We start from the raw sequence: 17,414 nt of genomic DNA on the forward strand, positions 1-17,414 counted from the left end.
GGTGCGGTGCCGGGCGCCGCGGGCCCCGACAAGATCCGGAAGAGACGGCCTGGCCCCGGGAGCAGGCGTCAGGGGGTCGTGGAGGAGACCACGTAGACCTTGGGCTGCTCCGGATGCGTGAGGTCGACCGTGATGTCCCGGGTCGGGCGCGGGTTCGGCTGCTCCAGGGTGATCCCGTACCAGGTGGCCTTCGGGCTCCAGCTCCATCCCGCGACCTCGGCGTCGTGCGGGGAGATCGCGACCTCGCCGGGGTTCAGCGCGGCCCGGCTGGTGCCGGCGTCGGCCAGGAAGGTGTCCAGGTCGGCGGGAGTGACCGAGAACGCGATGAACAGCCGGCTGGTGCGCCAGTTGTTGGTCTCCAGGAACCCGACCCGCCAGGCCTTCGGCGGGATCGGGACCTCGTAGATGCTGCGCTGCACCTTCGAGGGCCAGCCGGGGCGCACCTTGGTCGCGCCGATCTTGGCGGCCTTGTCGCGGCCGCTCTGGCGGCTCTGCTGGGCGGAGACGGCGAGGTAGCCCGCGGGGACGCCGACCAGCAGCAGGATGGTGATCGCGGTGATCCAGCGGCGCCGGACGACGTGTCTGCGGTCCTCGGCGGGGGGCGCCGGCGTGCCGCCCTCGTCGGGGGCGGACGCCTGGCCGGGCAGGGGGTGCGGTGTCACGCTTTCGGTTCCTGGTCCTCGGGGCCGGTGGTGTCGCGCCGGCCCAGCTGCTGCGCGTAGCGCTCGTACCGTTCGTAGCGCTCCACGCGGCGGCGGGTGGCCCGGCGGAAGCGGCGGGCGACCAGCCGGGCGAGGTCGGCGGCTCCGACCATACCCGCCTCGGGGCCGAGCTGGGCCTTGGCGATCCGGGCCTCGGGCCGGTAGCCGCGGCCCGTGAGGTGGCGGCGGAAGGCGTCCCGGGCGGGGCCGATCAGCAGGTCGTCGGCGGCGCTGACGCCGCCGCCGATGACGAAGCAGGCGGGGTCGAGGGCGGCGGCGAGGTTCGCGATCCCGACGCCGAGCCACTGGCCGATGTCCTGGAGCAGCTCGACGCACATGGCGTCGCCCTCGCGGGCCAGCTCGGTGATGAGCGGCCCGGTGATCTCCGAGACGTTGCCGCCGACCCTGGCGATGAGGTTGTACGCGACCGGGGAGTCGGCGGCGGCCAGCTCGCGGGCTTCGCGCACCAGGGCGTTGCCGGAGCTGTACTGCTCCCAGCAGCCGCGGTTGCCGCAGGGGCAGCGGTGTCCGCCGGGGACGACCTGCATGTGGCCGAACTCGCCGGCGACCCCGTACCGGCCGCGCTTGACCTGTCCGCCTTCGAGGATGGCCCCGCCGATGCCGGTGCCCAGCGTGATCATGACGAGGTGGTCCTCGCCGCGCCCGGCGCCGAAGCGCCACTCCGCCCAGGCGGCGGTGTTGGCATCGTTGTCGACCATGACCGGGACCGCGAGCCGGGACTGGAGGGCGTCGCGCAGCGGCTCGTCGCGCCAGGCCAGGTGCGGGGCGAACAGGACGCGGGAGCGGTCGGCGTCGACCCAGCCGGCCGCCCCGATGCCCACCGCGTGCACGTCGTGCCGGTCGGAGAGGTCCAGCACCAGCTCGACGATGGTGTCCTCGACCACCTTGGCGCTCTTGGACTTGTCGGGGGTCTCGGCGCGGATCTTCTCCAGGATGATGCCGTCGGCGTCGACGACACCGGCCATCACCTTGGTGCCGCCGATGTCGATGCCGACGGTCGGGACGCGCGGGGCGGTCAGGTGCGACCGTCGCTCACGGGTTCCGATGGTCCGCAGGACGGTGCCTCGCGCCGAACCCCGGTGGGCGAGCGTGAAGTCCCGGTACGTGCTCATCGAGTCGTGTCGTCCCTCGTGGGTGCGGTGGTGCCGGAGGTTTCTTCCGGCCGTGATGGGCCTGATTCTGCCACCCGCTCCAGTTCGTGGCTCAGTTCGTCCAGCTCGGAGCCGCCCGCCATCTGCCGGGTGAGCTCGTCGAGGGTGATCGAGTCGCGGGTGTGGCTGCCCGCCATGGCGCCGCGCTTGAGGAGGACGAACCGGTCCCCGACCAGGTGGGCGTGGTGCGGGTTGTGGGTGATCAGGACCACGCCGAGGCCCGCGTCGCGGGCGGCGGCGACGTACTTGAGGACGACGCCGGACTGCTTGACGCCGAGGGCCGCGGTGGGCTCGTCCAGGACGAGGACCTTCGCGCCGAAGTGGACGGCGCGGGCGATGGCCACGCACTGCCGCTCGCCGCCGGAGAGGGTGCCGATGGGCTGGTCGACGTCGCGCAGGTCGATGCCCATGCGCAGCAGCTCGGCGCGGGTGGTCTCGCGCATGAACTGCGCGTCGAGGCGGCGGAAGGGGCCGCGGCCCCTGGTCGGCTCGGAGCCGAGGAAGAAGTTGCGCCAGACCGGCATCAGGGGGACGACGGCCAGGTCCTGGTAGACGGTCGCGATGCCGCGGTCAAGGGCCGCGCGCGGGTTGGCGAGCGCGGTCTCCTCCCCCTCGATCTCGAAGGATCCGGCGTCGTGCCGGTGCAGCCCCGCGATGATCTTGATGAGGGTGGACTTGCCGGCGCCGTTGTCGCCCAGGACGCAGGTGATCTCGCCGGGCGACACCTCCAGGGAGACCCCCTGGAGCGCGCGGATGTTGCCGTAGTACTTGCTGACGCCGGTCAGCTTCACCAGGGCGGGTGCGCCCCTCTCATCGGACACGGTCATGGTCACTTCGCCTCCGCCCGCTTGCGGACCCATGCGTTGAGCAGCGTCGCGAGCAGCAGCATCGCGCCGAGGAAGAACTTGAACCAGTCCGGGTTCCACTGGGCGTAGACGATGCCGTTGCTGGTCATGCCGAAGATGAAGGCGCCGACCGCCGAACCGATGGCGGAGCCGTAGCCGCCGGTCATCAGACAGCCGCCGATGACGGCCGCGATGATGTAGAGGAACTCGTTGCCGACGCCCTCGCCCGACTGGACCACGTCGAACGAGAAGAGGATGTGCTGCCCGGAGATCCAGGCGCACAGGGCGACGCCCATGTAGAGGCCGATACGGGTCTTCACGACGGGCACGCCGGTCGCGCGGGCGGCGTCGGCCCCGCCGCCCACCGCGAAGATCCAGTTGCCGACGCGGGTGCGCAGCAGGATCCACGTGGCCACGGCGACCAGGGCCAGCCACCACAGGATGGTGACCTTGAGGGTGACCGAGCCGACGTTCCACTGCGAGGCGAAGAGGGCGCGGGCGGAGGGGAAGCCCTCCATGTCGGCGATGGTCTTGGTGGAGACCGACCCGCTGATCAGCTTGGTGAAGCCGAGGTTCAGGCCGGTCAGCATCAGGAAGGTGCCGAGCGTGATGATGAAGCTCGGCAGCTTCGTGCGGGTCAGCATGAAGCCGTTGAAGAAGCCGACGGCCAGGGTGACCAGCAGGGAGACCAGCACGCCGACCCAGACGTCGGCGGTCATCTGGTAGCTGAACATCGAGCTCAGCAGCGCCGAGGTGGTGACCATGACACCGGCGGACAGGTCGAACTCGCCGCCGATCATCAGCAGCGCCACGGGGACGGCCATGATCCCGATGGTGGACGCCGAATACAGGATCGTGCTCAGGCTGGAGGCCCGCAGGAAGCTGTCGGCTGCGAAGGAGAAGAAGACGAAGACGGCGGCGGCGCCGACGACCGCGCCGAGCTCGGGGCGGCCCAGCAGCTTGCGGACGACGGAGGTGGGGGCCAGCCGTTCGTCGACGGCGGTGGCGGTGCTCATCGGCTGCCCCGCTTGATGAACTCCTCCAGCTTGGCGGCCTCGGCGCCGGTGACGATCTGCGGTCCGGTGAGGACCGGGCGGCCGCCGCCGAGCACGTCCGCGTTGTAGCGGTAGAGCCAGAGCAGGTCGATGGCCTCGTAGCCCTGGAGGTAGGGCTGCTGGTCGACGGCGAAGCCGAGGGCGCCGGACTTCAGGTCGCGGGCGACGGATTCGTTGAGGTCGAAGGTGTCCACCTCGGCCTTGCTCGCGGCCGCGTCCTTGGCCTTGATCGCGGTCGGGGCGAAGGGCGCGCCGAGCGTGAGGATCGCGTCGACGGAGGGGTCCGCCTGGAGCTTGGCCTGGACGGCCGCCTGGACGGAGGGCATGTTGGTGCCCTCGACGTACAGGTTCTCCATCGTCCCGGTGAAGGTCTTCTTGGCCCCGGCGCAGCGCTGCTCGTGGCCGACGTTGCCCTGCTCGTGCAGGACGCAGACGGCCTTCTTGCGGCCGCGCCTGCTCAGCTCGGCGCCGACCGCCTCGCCCGCGATCTGCTCGTCCTGGCCGATGTGGGTCAGCGCCCCGTACTCGGCGGACTGGGCGGATCCGGAGTTGACCGTGACCACCGGGATGCCGGCCTTGACGGCCTTGGCGATGACGTCCTTGAGGGCCTCGGGCTTGGCGAGGCTGACGACGATCCCGTCGACCTTCTGGTCGATGGCGTTCTGTACGAACTGCGCCTGCTGCTGCGCCTGGTCGTCATGGGAGTAGACGAAGTTGATGTTGTCCTTCGCCGCGGCCTCCTTGGCACCCTTCTGGACGATGTCCCAGAAGGTGTCGCCATCGCCCGCGTGGGTGACCATCGCGAAGGTCCAGCGCGGGGTGGACACGGCGGGACGGCCCGCCTCGGCGGCCTTCGCGCGCTCCTCGGCGCGCTTGCCGCCCGTGCTGCTGCAGCCCGCGAGCGAGGCCCCCAGTACCGCCGCGAGCACGGCGCCCACGACCCGTACCCCTGTCCGAACCCTAGCCACGTCGCCGCGCCCTTCCCTCGTCCGTCTCGTCCGTCGTCCCCGGCCGTCGTCGTCCCCGGCCGTCATCGCCGGGCCGTCATCGTCCGGCTGCCGTCGTCCGGCCGTCACCATTCGGTCATTCCGGTTCCATCCGGTTCCAGCCGCCCAGTATCCGCCACAGTGGACCATGCGGGGTCATCGGGGCATGCGCGGGCAGATTGACAGGTCCCCCGTACGGGGTCACGTTGAGTGCATGCGCATCGGGCTCATCGGAACGGGCCGGATCGGCTCCTTCCACGCGGCGGCGCTGGCCCGCCACCCGGATGCGGGCTCGCTCCTGCTCGCGGACGCCGTCCCCGCGCGGGCGGCCCGCCTCGCCGACCGGCTCGGGGCCACCGCCGCGCCCTCCGTGGAGCAGATCTTCACCTGGGGCGTGGACGCGGTGGTCGTGGCCTGCGCCACCGAGGGGCACGCCGAGCTGGTCGTACGGGCCGTGCGCGGCGGGCTGCCGGTGTTCTGCGAGAAGCCGGTGGCCCCGGACCTGGCCAGCTCCCTGGACGTGCTGCGCGAGGTGGACGCCGGCGGCGGTCTGCTCCAGGTGGGCTTCATGCGCCGCTTCGACGCGGGCTACCGCACCGCCCGCGAGCTGGTCCGTTCGGGCGCCCTGGGGCGGCTGCACACCGTACGGACGATGACGGCCGATCCCGCGCCGCCGACCCCGGAGTACCTGGCGCTCTCCGGCGGGCTGTACCGGGACTGCCTGGTGCACGACTTCGACATGGTGCGCTGGGTGACCGGGCGCGAGGTGACGGAGGTGTACGCGGCCGGGTCGGACGCCGGTCCGGCGCGCTTCCGGGAGACGGGTGACATCGACACGGCGGCGGCCGTGCTGACCCTGGACGACGGGACCCTGGTCACGGCCACCGGCACCCGGTGCAACGGCGCCGGCTACGACGTGCGGATGGAGCTGGCCGGGGAGCTGGACCAGGTCTCCGCCGGGCTGGACGACCGTACGCCGATCGCGTCGACGGAACCGCACGGCCCGCCCCCGGCGAGCAAGCCGTGGACGGGGTTCCTGGAGCGGTTCGCCCCGGCGTACGAGGCGGAGCTGGCGGCCTTCGTACGCCTGGTGCGCGACGAGGGCCCCAACCCCTGCGACGGCCGCGAGGCGCTGGCCGCGCTCCGGATCGCGGAGGCGTGCGAGCTGTCGCGGCGGGAGCGGCGCCGGGTCCGGATGGAGGAGCTGCCGGCTCTGTGAGCGGGTTCGGGTTCCCATGGACGGCTACCAGCGCACCGGCAGCTGTTTCACGCCCCGGATCAGGGTGCCGGGGATCCACTCGCGGGGTCCGGCGGCCGGGTCCTCGGCCAGCCCGGGGAAACGTTCCAGCAGGGTCCGGATCGCGATGCGGCCCTCCATCCGGGCGAGCGGGGCGCCGATGCAGAAGTGGATGCCGTGGCCGAAAGCCATGTGGCTCTGGCCGGTGCGGCGGATGTCGAAGACATCGGGTTGCGCGAAGCGCACCGGATCGCGGTCGGCGGCGGCGAGGGCGACCAGGACGGCGGAGCCGGCCTCGATGCAGGTGCCGCCGATCTCCAGGTCCGCACGGGCGAAACGGAAGGTGGCGCTCTCCAGGGGGCCGTCGTAGCGGAGCATCTCCTCCACCGCGCCGTCGATCAGGCCGTCGGGGTCGGCGCGCAGGGCGGCCAGCTGGTCGGGGTGGGCGAGCAGGGCCCGTACGCCGTTGCCGATCAGGTTCACGGTGGTCTCGTGGCCCGCGACGAGCAGCAGGAAGGCCATGCCGACCAGCTCCTCCGGGGACAGCCGGTCACCGTCCTCGTCGCGCGTGCGGATGAGGGCGCTGAGCAGGTCCTCGCCGGGGCTGTGGCGCTTGGCGTCGGTGAGCTCGGCGAGGTAGCCGGACATGGCGCGCAGGGCGGCGGTCTCGGCCTCCTTGCCGGTGGGCGCCACGATCTCGGTGGACCACTGTCGGAAGGAGCCGCGTTCGAGGTCGGGCACGCCGAGGAGCTCGCAGATGACGGTCATCGGCAGCGGCACGGCGAAGGACCGGATCAGGTCGGCGCGGCGGTCGGGGGCGGCGGCCATCGCGTCGAGCAGCTCGTCGGTGACCTGCTGGACGCGCGGCCGCAGGGCCTCGACCCGGCGGGAGGTGAACTCGCGGGCCACCAGGCGGCGCAGCCGGGTGTGGTGGGGCGGGTCGGAGCGGAGCATGTTGGTGCTGAGGGTGGTGGTGGTGCGGTCGGCGTAGAGGCCGGCGGACTGCCAGTTCTTCGACACGTCGGGGTGGGCGAGGGCCTGCCGGGCCTCGTCGTGGCCGACGATCAGCCAGATCTCCTCCCCGTCGGCCGTCTTGACGCGGTGGACGGGGCCGCTCTCCCGCAGGCGCGCGTAGTGCGGGTACGGGTTCTCGTTGAAGTCGTCGGCGAGGTTGCCGAGGTCCAGAACTGGCATGGGGGCCAGCGTAGGCCCGCACTTGACCTTGGACAGGGGCCCGTTTCGGACATTCAGGCACTCAGGCATTCAGGCACTCAGGCACTCAGGCATTCAGGCGGCGGCGCGACGGCCCCACGCGGTGCCGGCCAGCACGAGGGCCGCGCCCGCGAGGCCGAGGGCGCCGAGGTGCTCGCCGCCGATGGCGATGCCGGCGGCGGCCGCCCACAGGGGCTCGGTGCCGAGCAGCAGGCTGACGCGGGAGGGCGAGGTGCGGCGTACGGCCCACATCTGCACGAAGAAGGCGAAGAGGGTGCAGAAGACGGAGAGGAAGGCGAGCCCGGCCCACTCGGCCGCCCCGAAGCCGGCGGATGCGGCCCAGGGGCTGTCCCCGGTCCCGGGCACGGCGGCCAGCACGGCGAACACGAGGACGGCGCTTCCCAGCTGCACGGTGGTCAGGGACAGCGAGTCGGCGTCCTGGACGGCCTTGATGCGCGACATCAGCAGGACGTGCAGCGTACGGGCGAGGGCGGCGCAGAGGATGAGCAGGTCACCGGCGCTGGGCGCGGTGAAACCGCCGCCTTGCGTCAGCAGCACCACCCCGGCCACGGATACGGCGGCGGCTCCGAGAAAGGCTGCGGAGGGCGCCTCCCGGCGTACGGCGGCTTCGGCGAGCGGCGTGAAGATCATCGTCAGGCTGATGATCAGCCCGGCGTTGGTGGCGGAGGTGTGCACCACCCCGTAGGTCTCCAGGAGGAAGATCCCGCCGAGCACGAGCCCCAGCACCCCGGCACCGCGCAGCTGTCGGGCGCTCAGCGCCCGCAGCCGCGACCACCCGGCGAGCACGAGCACGGGCAGGACCAGCGCGAACCGCAGCACGAGCACGGCGATCACGGTGTGCGTCGCGGTGATGCCCTTGGCGGCGAGATAGCTGCCGCCCCAGACGACTGCGACGGCCAGGACGGGCAGGTCGGCGGGCCAGGTCCGGCGGGGGGCGAGGGCGGGGGCGGCCAGGGCGGTCGAGGTCACCGGGGTCTCCAACGGCGAGAAGCAGGTGGAGGCTTCGGTGACTCGCACGGGTGCGGCTCACCGTACCGGAGCCGATCATGACCGGTCGACCCCTTTTGCCGGCCGCTGGCGGCGGCCCCTTCATCGGCGGCACGTGGCATCAGCGGCCCCGCGGCATCGGCGGGCGCGTGGTTCGGCCGGCGCCGGCCCCCGGCGCCCCCGGTTGCTTCGGGTCCCGGGTCAGTCCAGGAACGAGCCGAAGGCGGCGCGGCCCGTCGGCCGGTAGGTGTGGATGGCGATGCCGCTCGACGTCGTACGGGAGTTCGTCACCTCGCAGGCCGTCGGCAGCCCGCCGGTCGGGAACAGCCGGCGCCCGGCGCCCAGGAACACCGGGTAGACGAGCAGGTTCAGCTCGTCCACGAGGTCCCGCGCCAGCAGCCACTGCGCGAGCTGCCCGCTGCCGTGCACCTGCAGCTCGCCGTCGAGCCCGTCCTTGACCCGGACGATCTCGCTCTGCAGCTGCTCCCCGTCGAGCACGGTCGCCGGGCCCCAGGCGGGCTCCTTGAGCGTGGTCGAGGCCACGTACTTCGGCAGCCTGTTCAGGTTGCCCGCGATCGGGTCGGCGGGGTCGTCGTGCTGCGGCCAGTACGACGCGAAGATCTCGTACGTCCGCCGCCCGAGCAGGAACGCCCCGGTCCGGCCGAAGACCTCGGTGACGAACTGCCCCATGTCCTCGTCGGCGTACGGCACCACCCACCCGCCGTACGCGAACCCGCCGCTGGTGTCCTCCTCCGGCCCGCCGGGGGCCTGCATCACGCCGTCGAGGGTCAGGAAAGTGGTGAGGGTCAGCTTGCCCATTGCTCTGCGCTCCCAGCTCGGTCGTCCGTACGCAGGTTCAGACTCCCGGGCCGCCGCGGACTCATCGGTGCGGCGCGCGAAAACTCCATGTCCGATTCCCGCCAGCGCCCGATCACGGACTCCGATTTCATTGAACCCGCAACCATTCGACGGAGGAGGACACCATGAGCGGATCTGTGGCACTGGTGACGGGCGGCAGCCGCGGGATCGGCGCGGCGAGCGCGCTGCGGCTGGCGGAGGACGGGCTCGACGTCGTGGTCACGTACGTCAACGACGCGAGGGCCGCGGCCGAGGTGGTCGGCAAGGTGGAGGCCCTCGGACGGCGCGGGCTGGCCGTACGGGCCGACGCGGGCGAGGCGGCCGATGCCGCGGCCGCGGTGGAGGAGACCGTACGGGGCTTCGGGCGGATCGACGTCCTGGTCAACAACGCCGGGGTGGGCGTACTCGGGCCCCTCGACGGGCTGGGCCTGGCCGATGTGGACCGGGTGCTGGCCGTCAACGTGCGGGGGGCGTTCCTGGCCGCCCAGGCCGCGGCTGGGCGAATGGGCTCCGGCGGGCGGATCATCACCATCGGCAGCTGCATCACCCAGCGGGTCCCGGGCCCCGGCGGCGCGCTGTACGCGATGAGCAAGTCGGCGCTGTCCGGGCTGACCAAGGCGCTGGCCCGGGAGCTCGGCGGGCGCGGCATCACCGCGAACCTCGTGCACCCGGGCCCGGTGGACACCGACATGAACCCGGCGGACGGCCCCTCCGCGGACCCGCAGGCGGCGATGACGGCCCTCGGCAGGTTCGGCGCGGCGCCGGAGGTGGCCGCCATGGTGTCCTTCCTGGCCGGGCCGGACTCCGTGTACGTGACGGGCGCGGAGTTCGCGGTGGACGGCGGCTACGCCGCGTAGCCCTCGCCGGGCGGCGTGCGGATACGCCGCAGGGGCGCGCCGCCGAAGCGGTGCGCCCCTACGGGCCGTGCGCGCCCCGGGGGTGTCGGCCCCCGGGGCAGTCGTCGGTGGACGGCGTCAGCCGCCCAGCTCCTGGTGGCGGGCGGTCAGCGAGGCCGCGCCGGCCTCCGTCAGGGAGCCGTACAGGCGCAGGCGGGAGAAGCCGCCGTCCGGGAAGATGTCGATCCGGACGTGCGTGCCGACCGCCGGGGCGTCCAGCACGAAGCGGTGGTTGGTGTCGGGCTGCAGGCGGGTGCGCGGCAGGAACTCCGTCCACTCGCCCTCCTCGCCCGTCTTGATGGAGAGGGAGGCCCAGCCCGCGGAGTTGCCCTTGAGGTAGGCGGTGTCGATCTCCACCGCGCGGATCGCGGACTCCGTGACGAGCTGGTAGCGGATCCAGTCGTTGCCGTTGTCACGGCGGCGGGCGGTCTCCCAGCCGTCGTCCATCTTGCGGGAGCGGCCCGGGTTGATGGTGTTGGTCGGCGGGGAGTAGAAGCGGTTGGAGGCGTCCTGGACGGAGCCGCCGTTCTCCAGGGCCACCACGTCGAAGGAGCCGAGGGCCGCGAGCCACTTCGGGTCCGGGAGGACCTCGCCGTAGACGCGCAGGCGGGCGATGCCGCCGTCGGGGTGCTGGTTGACGCGCAGGTGCGTGAAGCGCTGCTCGACGCTCACCTCGAAGCCGTTGGCCGCGTGGCCGCCGACCGGCGTGCGGGGGACGATGGTCGTCCACTTGATGTCGTCGCCCTGGAGCTCCGCCGGGGTCGGCGCGAGGGCGCCCTGCCAGTTGGTGGCCTCGATGGAGACGGCCTGCGGCATGTTGCCGCGGAAGTGGGCGGTGTCGACGACGATGCCGCGGATGACGCCGGGGGCGCCCAGGCGGACGAGCGCCCAGTCGTGGTCCTCGGCGGTCGGCCAGGGCTGGGTGGCGGAGATGCCGCGGCGGCGGCGGGTCTCCCAGCCGTCCATGACCTTGCCCTTGTGGCCGAAGTGCTCGGGGTCGAAGTGCGCGGCCTCGGAGATCAGCAGGTTCTCGCGCTGGGCGAAGAACTCGTCGTTGGCCTCGATGACACCGGCGCCCAGTTCACGGGCGGCGAGGTTCGCGTACTGGGTGAACGGGAAGTCCGCGGTGCGGTAGTCCGCGTACGGGTCGCCGCCTCCGTACGGGTTCGCGTTGCCGGTGAAGGAAGCCAGTCCAGTTGAACGCTGTGCCACTGTCAGTTCTGCCTTTCGAGGAGGAGGCCGGTGGGCTCGGTCGGGGTGCCGTGGTCGGCGATCTGCGTACCGCGCAGCCAGGTGGACTTCACGACGCCGTGCAGGGTCTTGCCCGCGTACGCCGTGACCCGGTTGCGGTGGTGGAGCTCGGCCGGGTCCACAGTGAACGTTTCTTCGGGGGCCAGGACGGCGAAGTCGGCGTCGCGGCCTGCCTCGATCGCGCCCTTCTGCGTCAGTCCGGCGAGCGCGGCCGGGGCGGCGGACATCCAGCGGACGACGTCCTCCAGGGTGCGTCCGCGCTTGCGCGCCTCGGTCCAGATCGCCGGGAGCCCCAGCTGCAGGGAGGAGATGCCGCCCCACGCCGTGGCGAAGTCGCTGGTCTTCAGGTCCGCCGTGGAGGGCGAGTGGTCGGAGACGATGCAGTCGATGGTGCCGTCGGCGAGCGCGTCCCACAGGAGGTCCTGGTTGGCGGCCTCGCGGATGGGCGGGCAGCACTTGAACTCGCTGGCGCCGTCCGGGACTTCCTCGGCCGTGAGGGTGAGGTAGTGCGGGCAGGACTCGACAGTGATCTTGACGCCCTCGGCCTTGGCGGCGGCGATCAGCGGCAGCGCGTCGCTGGACGAGAGGTGCAGGACGTGGACCCGCGCGTTCAGCCGCTTCGCCTGGGCGATCAGGTTCCCGATCGCGGTGTTCTCGGCGTCGCGCGGGCGGGAGGCGAGGAAGTCGGCGTACTTGGGGCCGGGGACGGCCGGGGCCGCGTCCAGGTGGTGCGGGTCCTCGGCGTGCACGATCATCAGGCCGCCGAAGCCGGTGATCTCCGCGAGGGAGGCGGCGAGCTGGTCCTGGTCGAGCTCGGGGAACTCCTCGACGCCGGAGGGCGACAGGAAGCACTTGAAGCCGTAGACCCCGGCGTCGTGCAGCGGGCGCAGGTCCTTGACGTTGTCCGGCAGGGCGCCGCCCCAGAAGCCGACGTCCACGTGCGCCTTGGCGCGGGCGACCTCCTGCTTGACGCGCAGGTTGTCCGCCGTGGTGGTCGGCGGCAGGGAGTTGAGCGGCATGTCGAGGATCGTGGTGATGCCTCCGGCCGCGGCGGCGCGGGTGGCCGTCCAGAAGCCTTCCCACTCGGTGCGGCCCGGGTCGTTCACGTGGACGTGGGTGTCGACCAGGCCGGGGAGCAGGACGTCGTCCCCGAAGTCCTCCAGCCGGGCTCCGGCCGGTACCTCGGCGTCGTGCGGCAGCACGGCCGTGATCTTCCCGCCGGCGACGGCCACCGAGGCGGCACGCGTCCCCTCGGGGGTGATGACACGCGTCGAGCGTACTACCAGTTCCACAGCCGCGTCGGCCACCGGAACCTCCCCATCTACTTCCACAGAGCGAAATTCAACGTTCTGTTGACGGAGTCTTCACCGCGATCCGGGGCCAGTCAAGAGCGCCCGGACGGACCACTGACACATCTGGACAGCAATTGGATGTTTCCACAGAATGGAATTAGGATTTCACTATCCAGAATGTAGCTACCGCCACGGGGACCGGGGAGGTAACTTCCCGAGGACGTCCGCCACCAGGACAAACCGCCTCTGACCGGCGGGGACGGTGGCGCCCCGGCTCTAGGGCCGACGCCGACCGACCGGTAGGCTGCTTCCTTGCCTGCCAGCACCGAAAGGACCGCGCCGTGCCGACGTCCATCGCCAGCACCACCGACGCTTCCGCCAAGCCCACCGCCGCCAGCGGTGGCGTCCAGTCCCTTGAGCGCGCCTTCGATCTGCTCGAACGCATGGCCGATGCCGGGGGCGAAGTCGGCCTCAGCGAGCTCTCCGCCGCCAGCGGGCTGCCGCTGCCGACCATCCACCGTCTCATGCGCACGCTCGTCGCGTGCGGCTATGTCCGCCAGCAGCCCAACCGACGGTACTCCCTCGGCCCCCGTCTGATCCGCCTCGGCGAGTCCGCGTCGCGGCTGCTGGGCACCTGGGCGCGCCCCTACCTCGCCCGCCTGGTCGAGGAGACCGGCGAGACGGCGAACATGGCCCTGCTCGACGGGGACGAGATCGTCTACGTCGCCCAGGTGCCGTCCAAGCACTCCATGCGCATGTTCACCGAGGTCGGCCGACGCGTGCTGCCGCACTCCACCGGGGTGGGCAAGGCGCTCCTGGCCCACACCCCCGCCGAGGAGGTACGGGCCCTCCTGGCCCGCACCGGGATGCCGGCGGCGACCGAGAAGACCATCACCACGCCCGAGGGCTTCCTCGACGCGCTGGAGCAGGTCCGCAGGGCGGGCTACGCCGTCGACGACAACGAGCAGGAGATAGGAGTCCGCTGCCTCGCCGTGTCGGTGCCGAACTCGCCGACCGCCGCCGCGATCTCCATCTCGGGCCCGGCGGGCCGCGTGACCGAGGCGGTGGCCGAGTCCTTCGTGCCGATCCTCCAGGGTGTCGCCGCGGAGCTGTCGGTCGCACTGGCCAACCAGAGCCCCGCCTAGCCGACGCCTAGACGCGCCCCTCGCGTACGCAGCACTGCGCCCCGCCGGACCTGTCCGGCGGGGCAGCGGCATGTACGGGCACAGGCCCGGGCCCGGGCCAGGGCGGAAGGCGTACGGCTACCGCGCCTACCCGGCGCCTTCCGTCCGCCCCGCCCCCTGAACAACGGCCGCGGGGGCCTCGGTGAGCCGGCCGTCGGCCATCGTGGCCGTACGGTCCATCCGGTTCAGGTGGGCGTGGTCGTGGGTGACCAGCACCGTGGCGGTGGAGCGCTCGCGGGTCAGGGTCACCAGCAGGTCGAGCACGGCCGCGCCGCGCTCGTGGTCGAGGGCGCTGGTCGGCTCGTCGACCAGCAGCACGGCGGGCTCGTTCATCAGTGCGCGGGCGATGTTGATCCGCTGGCGCTGGCCGCCGGAGAGCTGGTGCGGCCGCTTGTCGGCCTTGTCCGCCAGGCCCACCGCGTCCAGCAGCTCCAGAGCGCGCCGGCGCAGCGCCTTGGCGGGGCCGCCGGAGAGGTGCGCCATGACCTGGAGCTGCTCGGCGGCGGTGAGCGAGGCCAGCAGGTTCGGCTGCTGGAAGACGATGCCGATCTTCTCCCGGCGCAGGGCCGACTTCTCGGCGGCGCCGAGCCCGGAGGTGTCCTGGCCCGCGACGACGACCCGGCCCGCGTCGGGGGTGACCAGGGTGGCGGCCACCGCGAGCAGGCTGGACTTGCCGGAGCCAGAGGGTCCGATCACCGCCGTCAGTGTGCCCGCGGGCACCTCCAGGCCCACGGCGTCGAGGGCGGTGAGCCGGCCGTCGCCGTCCGGGTAGGTGAGCGTGACGTCGTGGACGAGGAGGGTCATCGGGCGCTCCCGAGGGCGGTCAGCGGGTCTACGGCGGTGATCCGCCGGATGGACAGGGCGGCGCCCAGCGCGCCCAGCACGATCATGATCGCGGCGGGCACGAGCACGGTGGCGGCGTCGAGGACGAAGGGCACGTTCCCGCCGCTGATCAGCGCGCCGAAGCCGGAGGCGAGCGCGGTGCCCAGCCCGGTGCCGATGGCGAGCATGACCACGGCCTGGCCGAGGGCGTCCTTGAGGAGGTAGGGGGTGGAGGCACCCAGTGCCTTCAGGACGGCGATGTCCCCGCTGCGCTGGATCGTCCACACGGTGAAGAAGGCCCCTATCACCAGGGCCGAGATGGCGAAGAGGAAGCCGCGCATCAGCTGGAGCGAGCCGTTCTCCGCCTGGTACGAGCCGATGGCGCCCAGGGCCTCGTCCACAGTCTGGGCCTTGGTCCCCGAGGCCTTGCCGGCGGCGGCGAGATCCAGGCCGCCGCCGTCCGACGCGGAAACGGCGACGACGGTGGCGAGGGGCTCGATGGAGGTGCCGGGGTTGCCGATGCGCTGCCAGTCGTCGAGGTCCATCCAGACGACCGGGGTGTGGCTGTAGGCGGCGGTGCCGGACACGGCGGCCACCGTCAGCTCCAGCGGGCCGATCCTGAGCCTGGCACCAGCAGTGAGCCCGCCGAGCTCCTTGGCGGCCTTCTCCGTGAGGACCACCCGGCCTTGGGCGAGGCCACCGTCGCGCGGGCCGAGCTTCCCGGCGGGGTCGACGCCGAAGACGGAGACGGCCGCGGTGCGCTCCCCCGAGGCGGCGTTGGTGGTGCGGATGCCGAGCGGCTCCGCGGAACTCACCCCCGGCCGGGCCCGCCAGGCCTGCCAGGCGGATTCGGGCACCTGGGAGTTGGTGAAGGACACCTTCTGGTCACCGGCGGGCGCGGCGAAGGCCAGGTGCGTGGCGGGCAGCCCGGTGATGGCCGAGGTGTTCTCCCGGGCCAGGCCGGAGGTGAGCCCGGACAGCAGGCCGACCAGCAGCGTGATGAGCAGTACGACCGAGCCCATGAGGGCGAACCGGCCCTTGGCGAACCGTAGATCTCTCCATGCGACGAACATGTCCCCCACCTTGGTCTTCCGCGTGGACACAAGGCATCGCGCCACGGTAGCGATCCTGGTATCGAAGGGCGCACGCGGACATCAAACTTTTGGTTGACCGGGGCCGGTCCGGGCCCGCCTACGCTGGTCAGGCCATGACTGCAACAGCACCTGCACCTGCACCTGTACCTGCCCCCGCCCCCGCTCCCTCCGCCTCCCGCGCCCTCACCCCCGTGTCGAAGGTGCTGCGGCTGTGCCTGCACGCACTGCTTCTGGGGCTGCTCGGGCTGGCCGCCGGGCGGGCCGTCGCCGATTCCGCGCCCAGGGCCGGCTGGGTGGTCGCCGCGTGCGCCGTACTGGCCGCCGTGTACGCGGGCGGCGTACGGGCCCCCGCGGTGCACCGCTCGCCGCGCGCCGGGGCGGTGTGGCTGGCCGGGCTCGGCGCCGCCTGGGCGGCGCTGCTGGCGGTCTCCCCCGACGGGCTGTGGATCGCCTTCCCGCTGTACTTCCTGGAGCTGCACCTGCTGAAGCTGCGCTGGGGGGTCGCGGCCGTGGCGGTGACCGCCTGCGCGGCGATCGGCGGGTTCCTCGCGCACAGCAGCGCGGTGACCCCGGGGGCCTTCCTCGGGCCGCTGCTGGGCGGGGCCGTGGCGGTGGCGACCGTACTGGGCTACCAGGCGCTGTACCGCGAGAGCGAGCGCCGCCGCGAGCTGATCGAGGAGCTCATCACGACCCGGGCCGAGCTGGCCGCCGCCGAGCGGAGCGCGGGGATCCTGGCCGAGCGGGAGCGGCTCGCCCGGGAGATCCACGACACCCTGGCGCAGGGGCTCTCCTCGATCCAGCTGCTGCTGCGGGCCGCCGAGCGGTCCCTTTCCGAGGGGCGCCCGGGGGGAGGGGCCCCGGCCGGCGCCCCCTCCGCGGCGGCGCTCGCGCACATCGGCCGGGCCCGGGAGGCCGCCCAGGAGAACCTCGCCGAGGCGCGTCGGTTCGTACGGGCCCTCACGCCGCCGGACCTGGAGCACGGATCGCTCGCCGGGGCGCTGGAGCGGCTGTGCTCCGGGGTGCCGGGGCCGCGGGTGCGGTTCTCGCTGAGCGGCAGCCCGCGGGTGCTGCCCACGCCCTACGAGGTGGCCCTGCTGCGGATCGCGCAGTCGGCGCTGGCCAATGTGGTGCGGCACGCGCGCGCCGGGCGCGCCGAGATCACCCTGACCTTCATGGACGCCTCGGTCACGCTGGACATCGTGGACGACGGGCACGGCTTCGATCCCTCCTCGGCCGCGTCGGGCGCGTCGGGCTCCGGCGGCGGCGGCTTCGGCCTGCCGGCGATGCGCTCGCGCGCGGAGACCCTGGGCGGGCTGTTCACGGTGGAGTCCGCCCCCGGCCAGGGCACCGCCGTGGCCGTCACCCTGCCACTGCCGCTGGAACCGTTCCTACTCAGTGAGCAGGAGTGAGTCTTGGACCCATTCCTGGTCGCTGCGGGCATCCCGAACGGTTTTGGATGTCCTGGTCTCCCGCGTTCGCTCCGCGTCCGGCGGCACGCATCGTGTGCGTGGTCCGGGGATGCGGGGGCGGGGTTCCTCACGCCCGAGGGTGCCCGGTCGGGCCTGGACGGTCCGATGCCCGCGACGATCACTCCGGTCGTCGTGGGGCGGTGCCGTCCGTCGCCGGATCGGGTGCCCTTGGGCGCGCCTGCCGATCGCGATGCTCGCCGCATCGTGACGGGTGGTGGTGCGAGTGGTGCTGGTAAGGGGCTTCTGCCAGTGCTGGGCGCCCCACCTGCTGGTGTAGGCAGGATCGACGGCGATGATCGTGATGCCGGTCTGGTCGGCCATGGAGGTCAGGC

At 72.6% G+C, this 17,414-nt stretch carries 16 protein-coding genes and 1 pseudogene; 4 read left to right on the forward strand and 13 right to left on the reverse strand.

The annotated features are described in order from the left end of the window. Window positions 1-68: 68 nt before the first annotated feature. Genes J7E94_RS23610 through J7E94_RS23630 form a run of 5 tightly spaced genes read right to left on the reverse strand, consistent with a single transcriptional unit; the run spans window position 69 to window position 4,711 of the window. Window positions 69-662, reverse strand: a complete 594-nt coding sequence (locus J7E94_RS23610; RefSeq protein WP_215018639.1) for a hypothetical protein — start codon at window positions 660-662, stop codon at window positions 69-71. Beyond that, window positions 659-1,834, reverse strand: coding sequence for an ROK family glucokinase (locus tag J7E94_RS23615; protein ID WP_215018642.1), 1,176 nt, complete (start codon window positions 1,832-1,834; stop codon window positions 659-661). Before J7E94_RS23615 ends, J7E94_RS23610 begins: the two co-directional genes overlap by 4 nt. Further along, window positions 1,831-2,733 (reverse strand): ATP-binding cassette domain-containing protein, encoded by a 903-nt coding sequence (locus tag J7E94_RS23620; RefSeq protein ID WP_374224489.1) that lies wholly within the window; start codon window positions 2,731-2,733, stop codon window positions 1,831-1,833. The genes J7E94_RS23615 and J7E94_RS23620 overlap by 4 nt, the downstream gene beginning before the upstream one ends. After that, complete coding sequence (locus J7E94_RS23625) at window positions 2,703-3,734, reverse strand: ABC transporter permease (RefSeq protein WP_215018646.1); 1,032 nt, start codon at window positions 3,732-3,734, stop codon at window positions 2,703-2,705. Before J7E94_RS23625 ends, J7E94_RS23620 begins: the two co-directional genes overlap by 31 nt. Next, window positions 3,731-4,711 carry a substrate-binding domain-containing protein gene (locus tag J7E94_RS23630; protein WP_215018648.1) on the reverse strand — a complete coding sequence of 327 codons (981 nt, stop codon included), beginning with the start codon at window positions 4,709-4,711 and terminating at the stop codon, window positions 3,731-3,733. The genes J7E94_RS23625 and J7E94_RS23630 overlap by 4 nt, the downstream gene beginning before the upstream one ends. Window positions 4,712-4,973: 262 nt before the next feature. On the opposite strand from J7E94_RS23630, the gene J7E94_RS23635 reads away from it, so the two are divergent. Continuing rightward, window positions 4,974-5,978 carry a Gfo/Idh/MocA family oxidoreductase gene (locus tag J7E94_RS23635; RefSeq protein ID WP_215018650.1) on the forward strand — a complete coding sequence of 335 codons (1,005 nt, stop codon included), beginning with the start codon at window positions 4,974-4,976 and terminating at the stop codon, window positions 5,976-5,978. Window positions 5,979-6,002: 24 nt separating this feature from the next. On the opposite strand, the gene J7E94_RS23640 is transcribed toward J7E94_RS23635, so the two are convergent. The 3 genes from J7E94_RS23640 to J7E94_RS23650 form a co-directional block, all read right to left on the reverse strand. Next, window positions 6,003-7,190, reverse strand: a complete 1,188-nt coding sequence (locus tag J7E94_RS23640) for a cytochrome P450 (protein WP_215018652.1) — start codon at window positions 7,188-7,190, stop codon at window positions 6,003-6,005. A 93-nt stretch (window positions 7,191-7,283) separates the two neighbouring features. Beyond that, the gene (locus J7E94_RS23645) at window positions 7,284-8,210 is read right to left on the reverse strand and encodes a DMT family transporter (RefSeq protein WP_251057115.1); all 927 of its coding nucleotides are present in this window, start codon (window positions 8,208-8,210) and stop codon (window positions 7,284-7,286) included. Window positions 8,211-8,417: 207 nt separating this feature from the next. Then, entirely contained in the window at window positions 8,418-9,035 is a 618-nt protein-coding gene (locus tag J7E94_RS23650; protein WP_215018653.1) for a dihydrofolate reductase family protein, read from the reverse strand. Window positions 9,036-9,199: 164 nt separating this feature from the next. On the opposite strand from J7E94_RS23650, the gene J7E94_RS23655 reads away from it, so the two are divergent. Then, window positions 9,200-9,931 carry an SDR family oxidoreductase gene (locus J7E94_RS23655; RefSeq protein ID WP_215018655.1) on the forward strand — a complete coding sequence of 244 codons (732 nt, stop codon included), beginning with the start codon at window positions 9,200-9,202 and terminating at the stop codon, window positions 9,929-9,931. Between the two features lie 117 nt (window positions 9,932-10,048). Here the strand turns inward: J7E94_RS23655 and alc are convergent, their stop codons facing one another. Beyond that, window positions 10,049-11,182 (reverse strand): allantoicase, encoded by a 1,134-nt coding sequence (gene alc, locus J7E94_RS23660; RefSeq protein WP_215018657.1) that lies wholly within the window; start codon window positions 11,180-11,182, stop codon window positions 10,049-10,051. 2 nt (window positions 11,183-11,184) lie between these two features. Then, complete coding sequence (gene allB, locus J7E94_RS23665; protein WP_215018659.1) at window positions 11,185-12,528, reverse strand: allantoinase AllB; 1,344 nt, start codon at window positions 12,526-12,528, stop codon at window positions 11,185-11,187. A gap of 326 nt (window positions 12,529-12,854) precedes the next feature. On the opposite strand from allB, the gene J7E94_RS23670 reads away from it, so the two are divergent. Beyond that, window positions 12,855-13,658, forward strand: coding sequence for an IclR family transcriptional regulator (locus tag J7E94_RS23670; RefSeq protein ID WP_215018660.1), 804 nt, complete (start codon window positions 12,855-12,857; stop codon window positions 13,656-13,658). A 126-nt stretch (window positions 13,659-13,784) separates the two neighbouring features. Here J7E94_RS23670 and J7E94_RS23675 read toward each other — a convergent pair whose 3' ends face one another. Both J7E94_RS23675 and J7E94_RS23680 read right to left on the reverse strand, forming a co-directional pair. After that, window positions 13,785-14,501, reverse strand: a complete 717-nt coding sequence (locus tag J7E94_RS23675; RefSeq protein WP_215018662.1) for an ABC transporter ATP-binding protein — start codon at window positions 14,499-14,501, stop codon at window positions 13,785-13,787. Next, complete coding sequence (locus tag J7E94_RS23680) at window positions 14,498-15,592, reverse strand: ABC transporter permease (RefSeq protein WP_215018664.1); 1,095 nt, start codon at window positions 15,590-15,592, stop codon at window positions 14,498-14,500. Before J7E94_RS23680 ends, J7E94_RS23675 begins: the two co-directional genes overlap by 4 nt. A 134-nt stretch (window positions 15,593-15,726) precedes the next feature. On the opposite strand from J7E94_RS23680, the gene J7E94_RS23685 reads away from it, so the two are divergent. Beyond that, window positions 15,727-17,022, forward strand: coding sequence for a sensor histidine kinase (locus J7E94_RS23685; RefSeq protein WP_215018666.1), 1,296 nt, complete (start codon window positions 15,727-15,729; stop codon window positions 17,020-17,022). Here J7E94_RS23685 and J7E94_RS34825 read toward each other — a convergent pair. Beyond that, window positions 17,002-17,414, reverse strand: a pseudogene (locus J7E94_RS34825) (IS200/IS605 family accessory protein TnpB-related protein); the annotation flags it as partial. The gene J7E94_RS23685 and the pseudogene J7E94_RS34825 overlap by 21 nt on opposite strands.

The sequence above is a fragment of the Streptomyces sp. ISL-94 genome, from assembly GCF_018614075.1.
Lineage (GTDB): Bacteria > Actinomycetota > Actinomycetes > Streptomycetales > Streptomycetaceae > Streptomyces.

What these genes read in the sequence shown, in the direction of transcription:
- J7E94_RS23615 (WP_215018642.1), bottom strand. Translation starts at nt 1,834, where the DNA reads ATGAGCACGTACCGGGACTTCACGCTCGCCCACCGGGGTTCGGCGCGA.
- J7E94_RS23620 (WP_374224489.1), bottom strand. Translation starts at nt 2,733, where the DNA reads ATGGGTCCGCAAGCGGGCGGAGGCGAAGTGACCATGACCGTGTCCGAT.
- J7E94_RS23625 (WP_215018646.1), bottom strand. Translation starts at nt 3,734, where the DNA reads ATGAGCACCGCCACCGCCGTCGACGAACGGCTGGCCCCCACCTCCGTC.
- J7E94_RS23635 (WP_215018650.1), top strand. Translation starts at nt 4,974, where the DNA reads ATGCGCATCGGGCTCATCGGAACGGGCCGGATCGGCTCCTTCCACGCG.
- J7E94_RS23640 (WP_215018652.1), bottom strand. Translation starts at nt 7,190, where the DNA reads ATGCCAGTTCTGGACCTCGGCAACCTCGCCGACGACTTCAACGAGAAC.
- J7E94_RS23650 (WP_215018653.1), bottom strand. Translation starts at nt 9,035, where the DNA reads ATGGGCAAGCTGACCCTCACCACTTTCCTGACCCTCGACGGCGTGATG.
- J7E94_RS23655 (WP_215018655.1), top strand. Translation starts at nt 9,200, where the DNA reads ATGAGCGGATCTGTGGCACTGGTGACGGGCGGCAGCCGCGGGATCGGC.
- J7E94_RS23675 (WP_215018662.1), bottom strand. Translation starts at nt 14,501, where the DNA reads ATGACCCTCCTCGTCCACGACGTCACGCTCACCTACCCGGACGGCGAC.
- J7E94_RS23680 (WP_215018664.1), bottom strand. Translation starts at nt 15,592, where the DNA reads ATGTTCGTCGCATGGAGAGATCTACGGTTCGCCAAGGGCCGGTTCGCC.
- J7E94_RS23685 (WP_215018666.1), top strand. Translation starts at nt 15,727, where the DNA reads ATGACTGCAACAGCACCTGCACCTGCACCTGTACCTGCCCCCGCCCCC.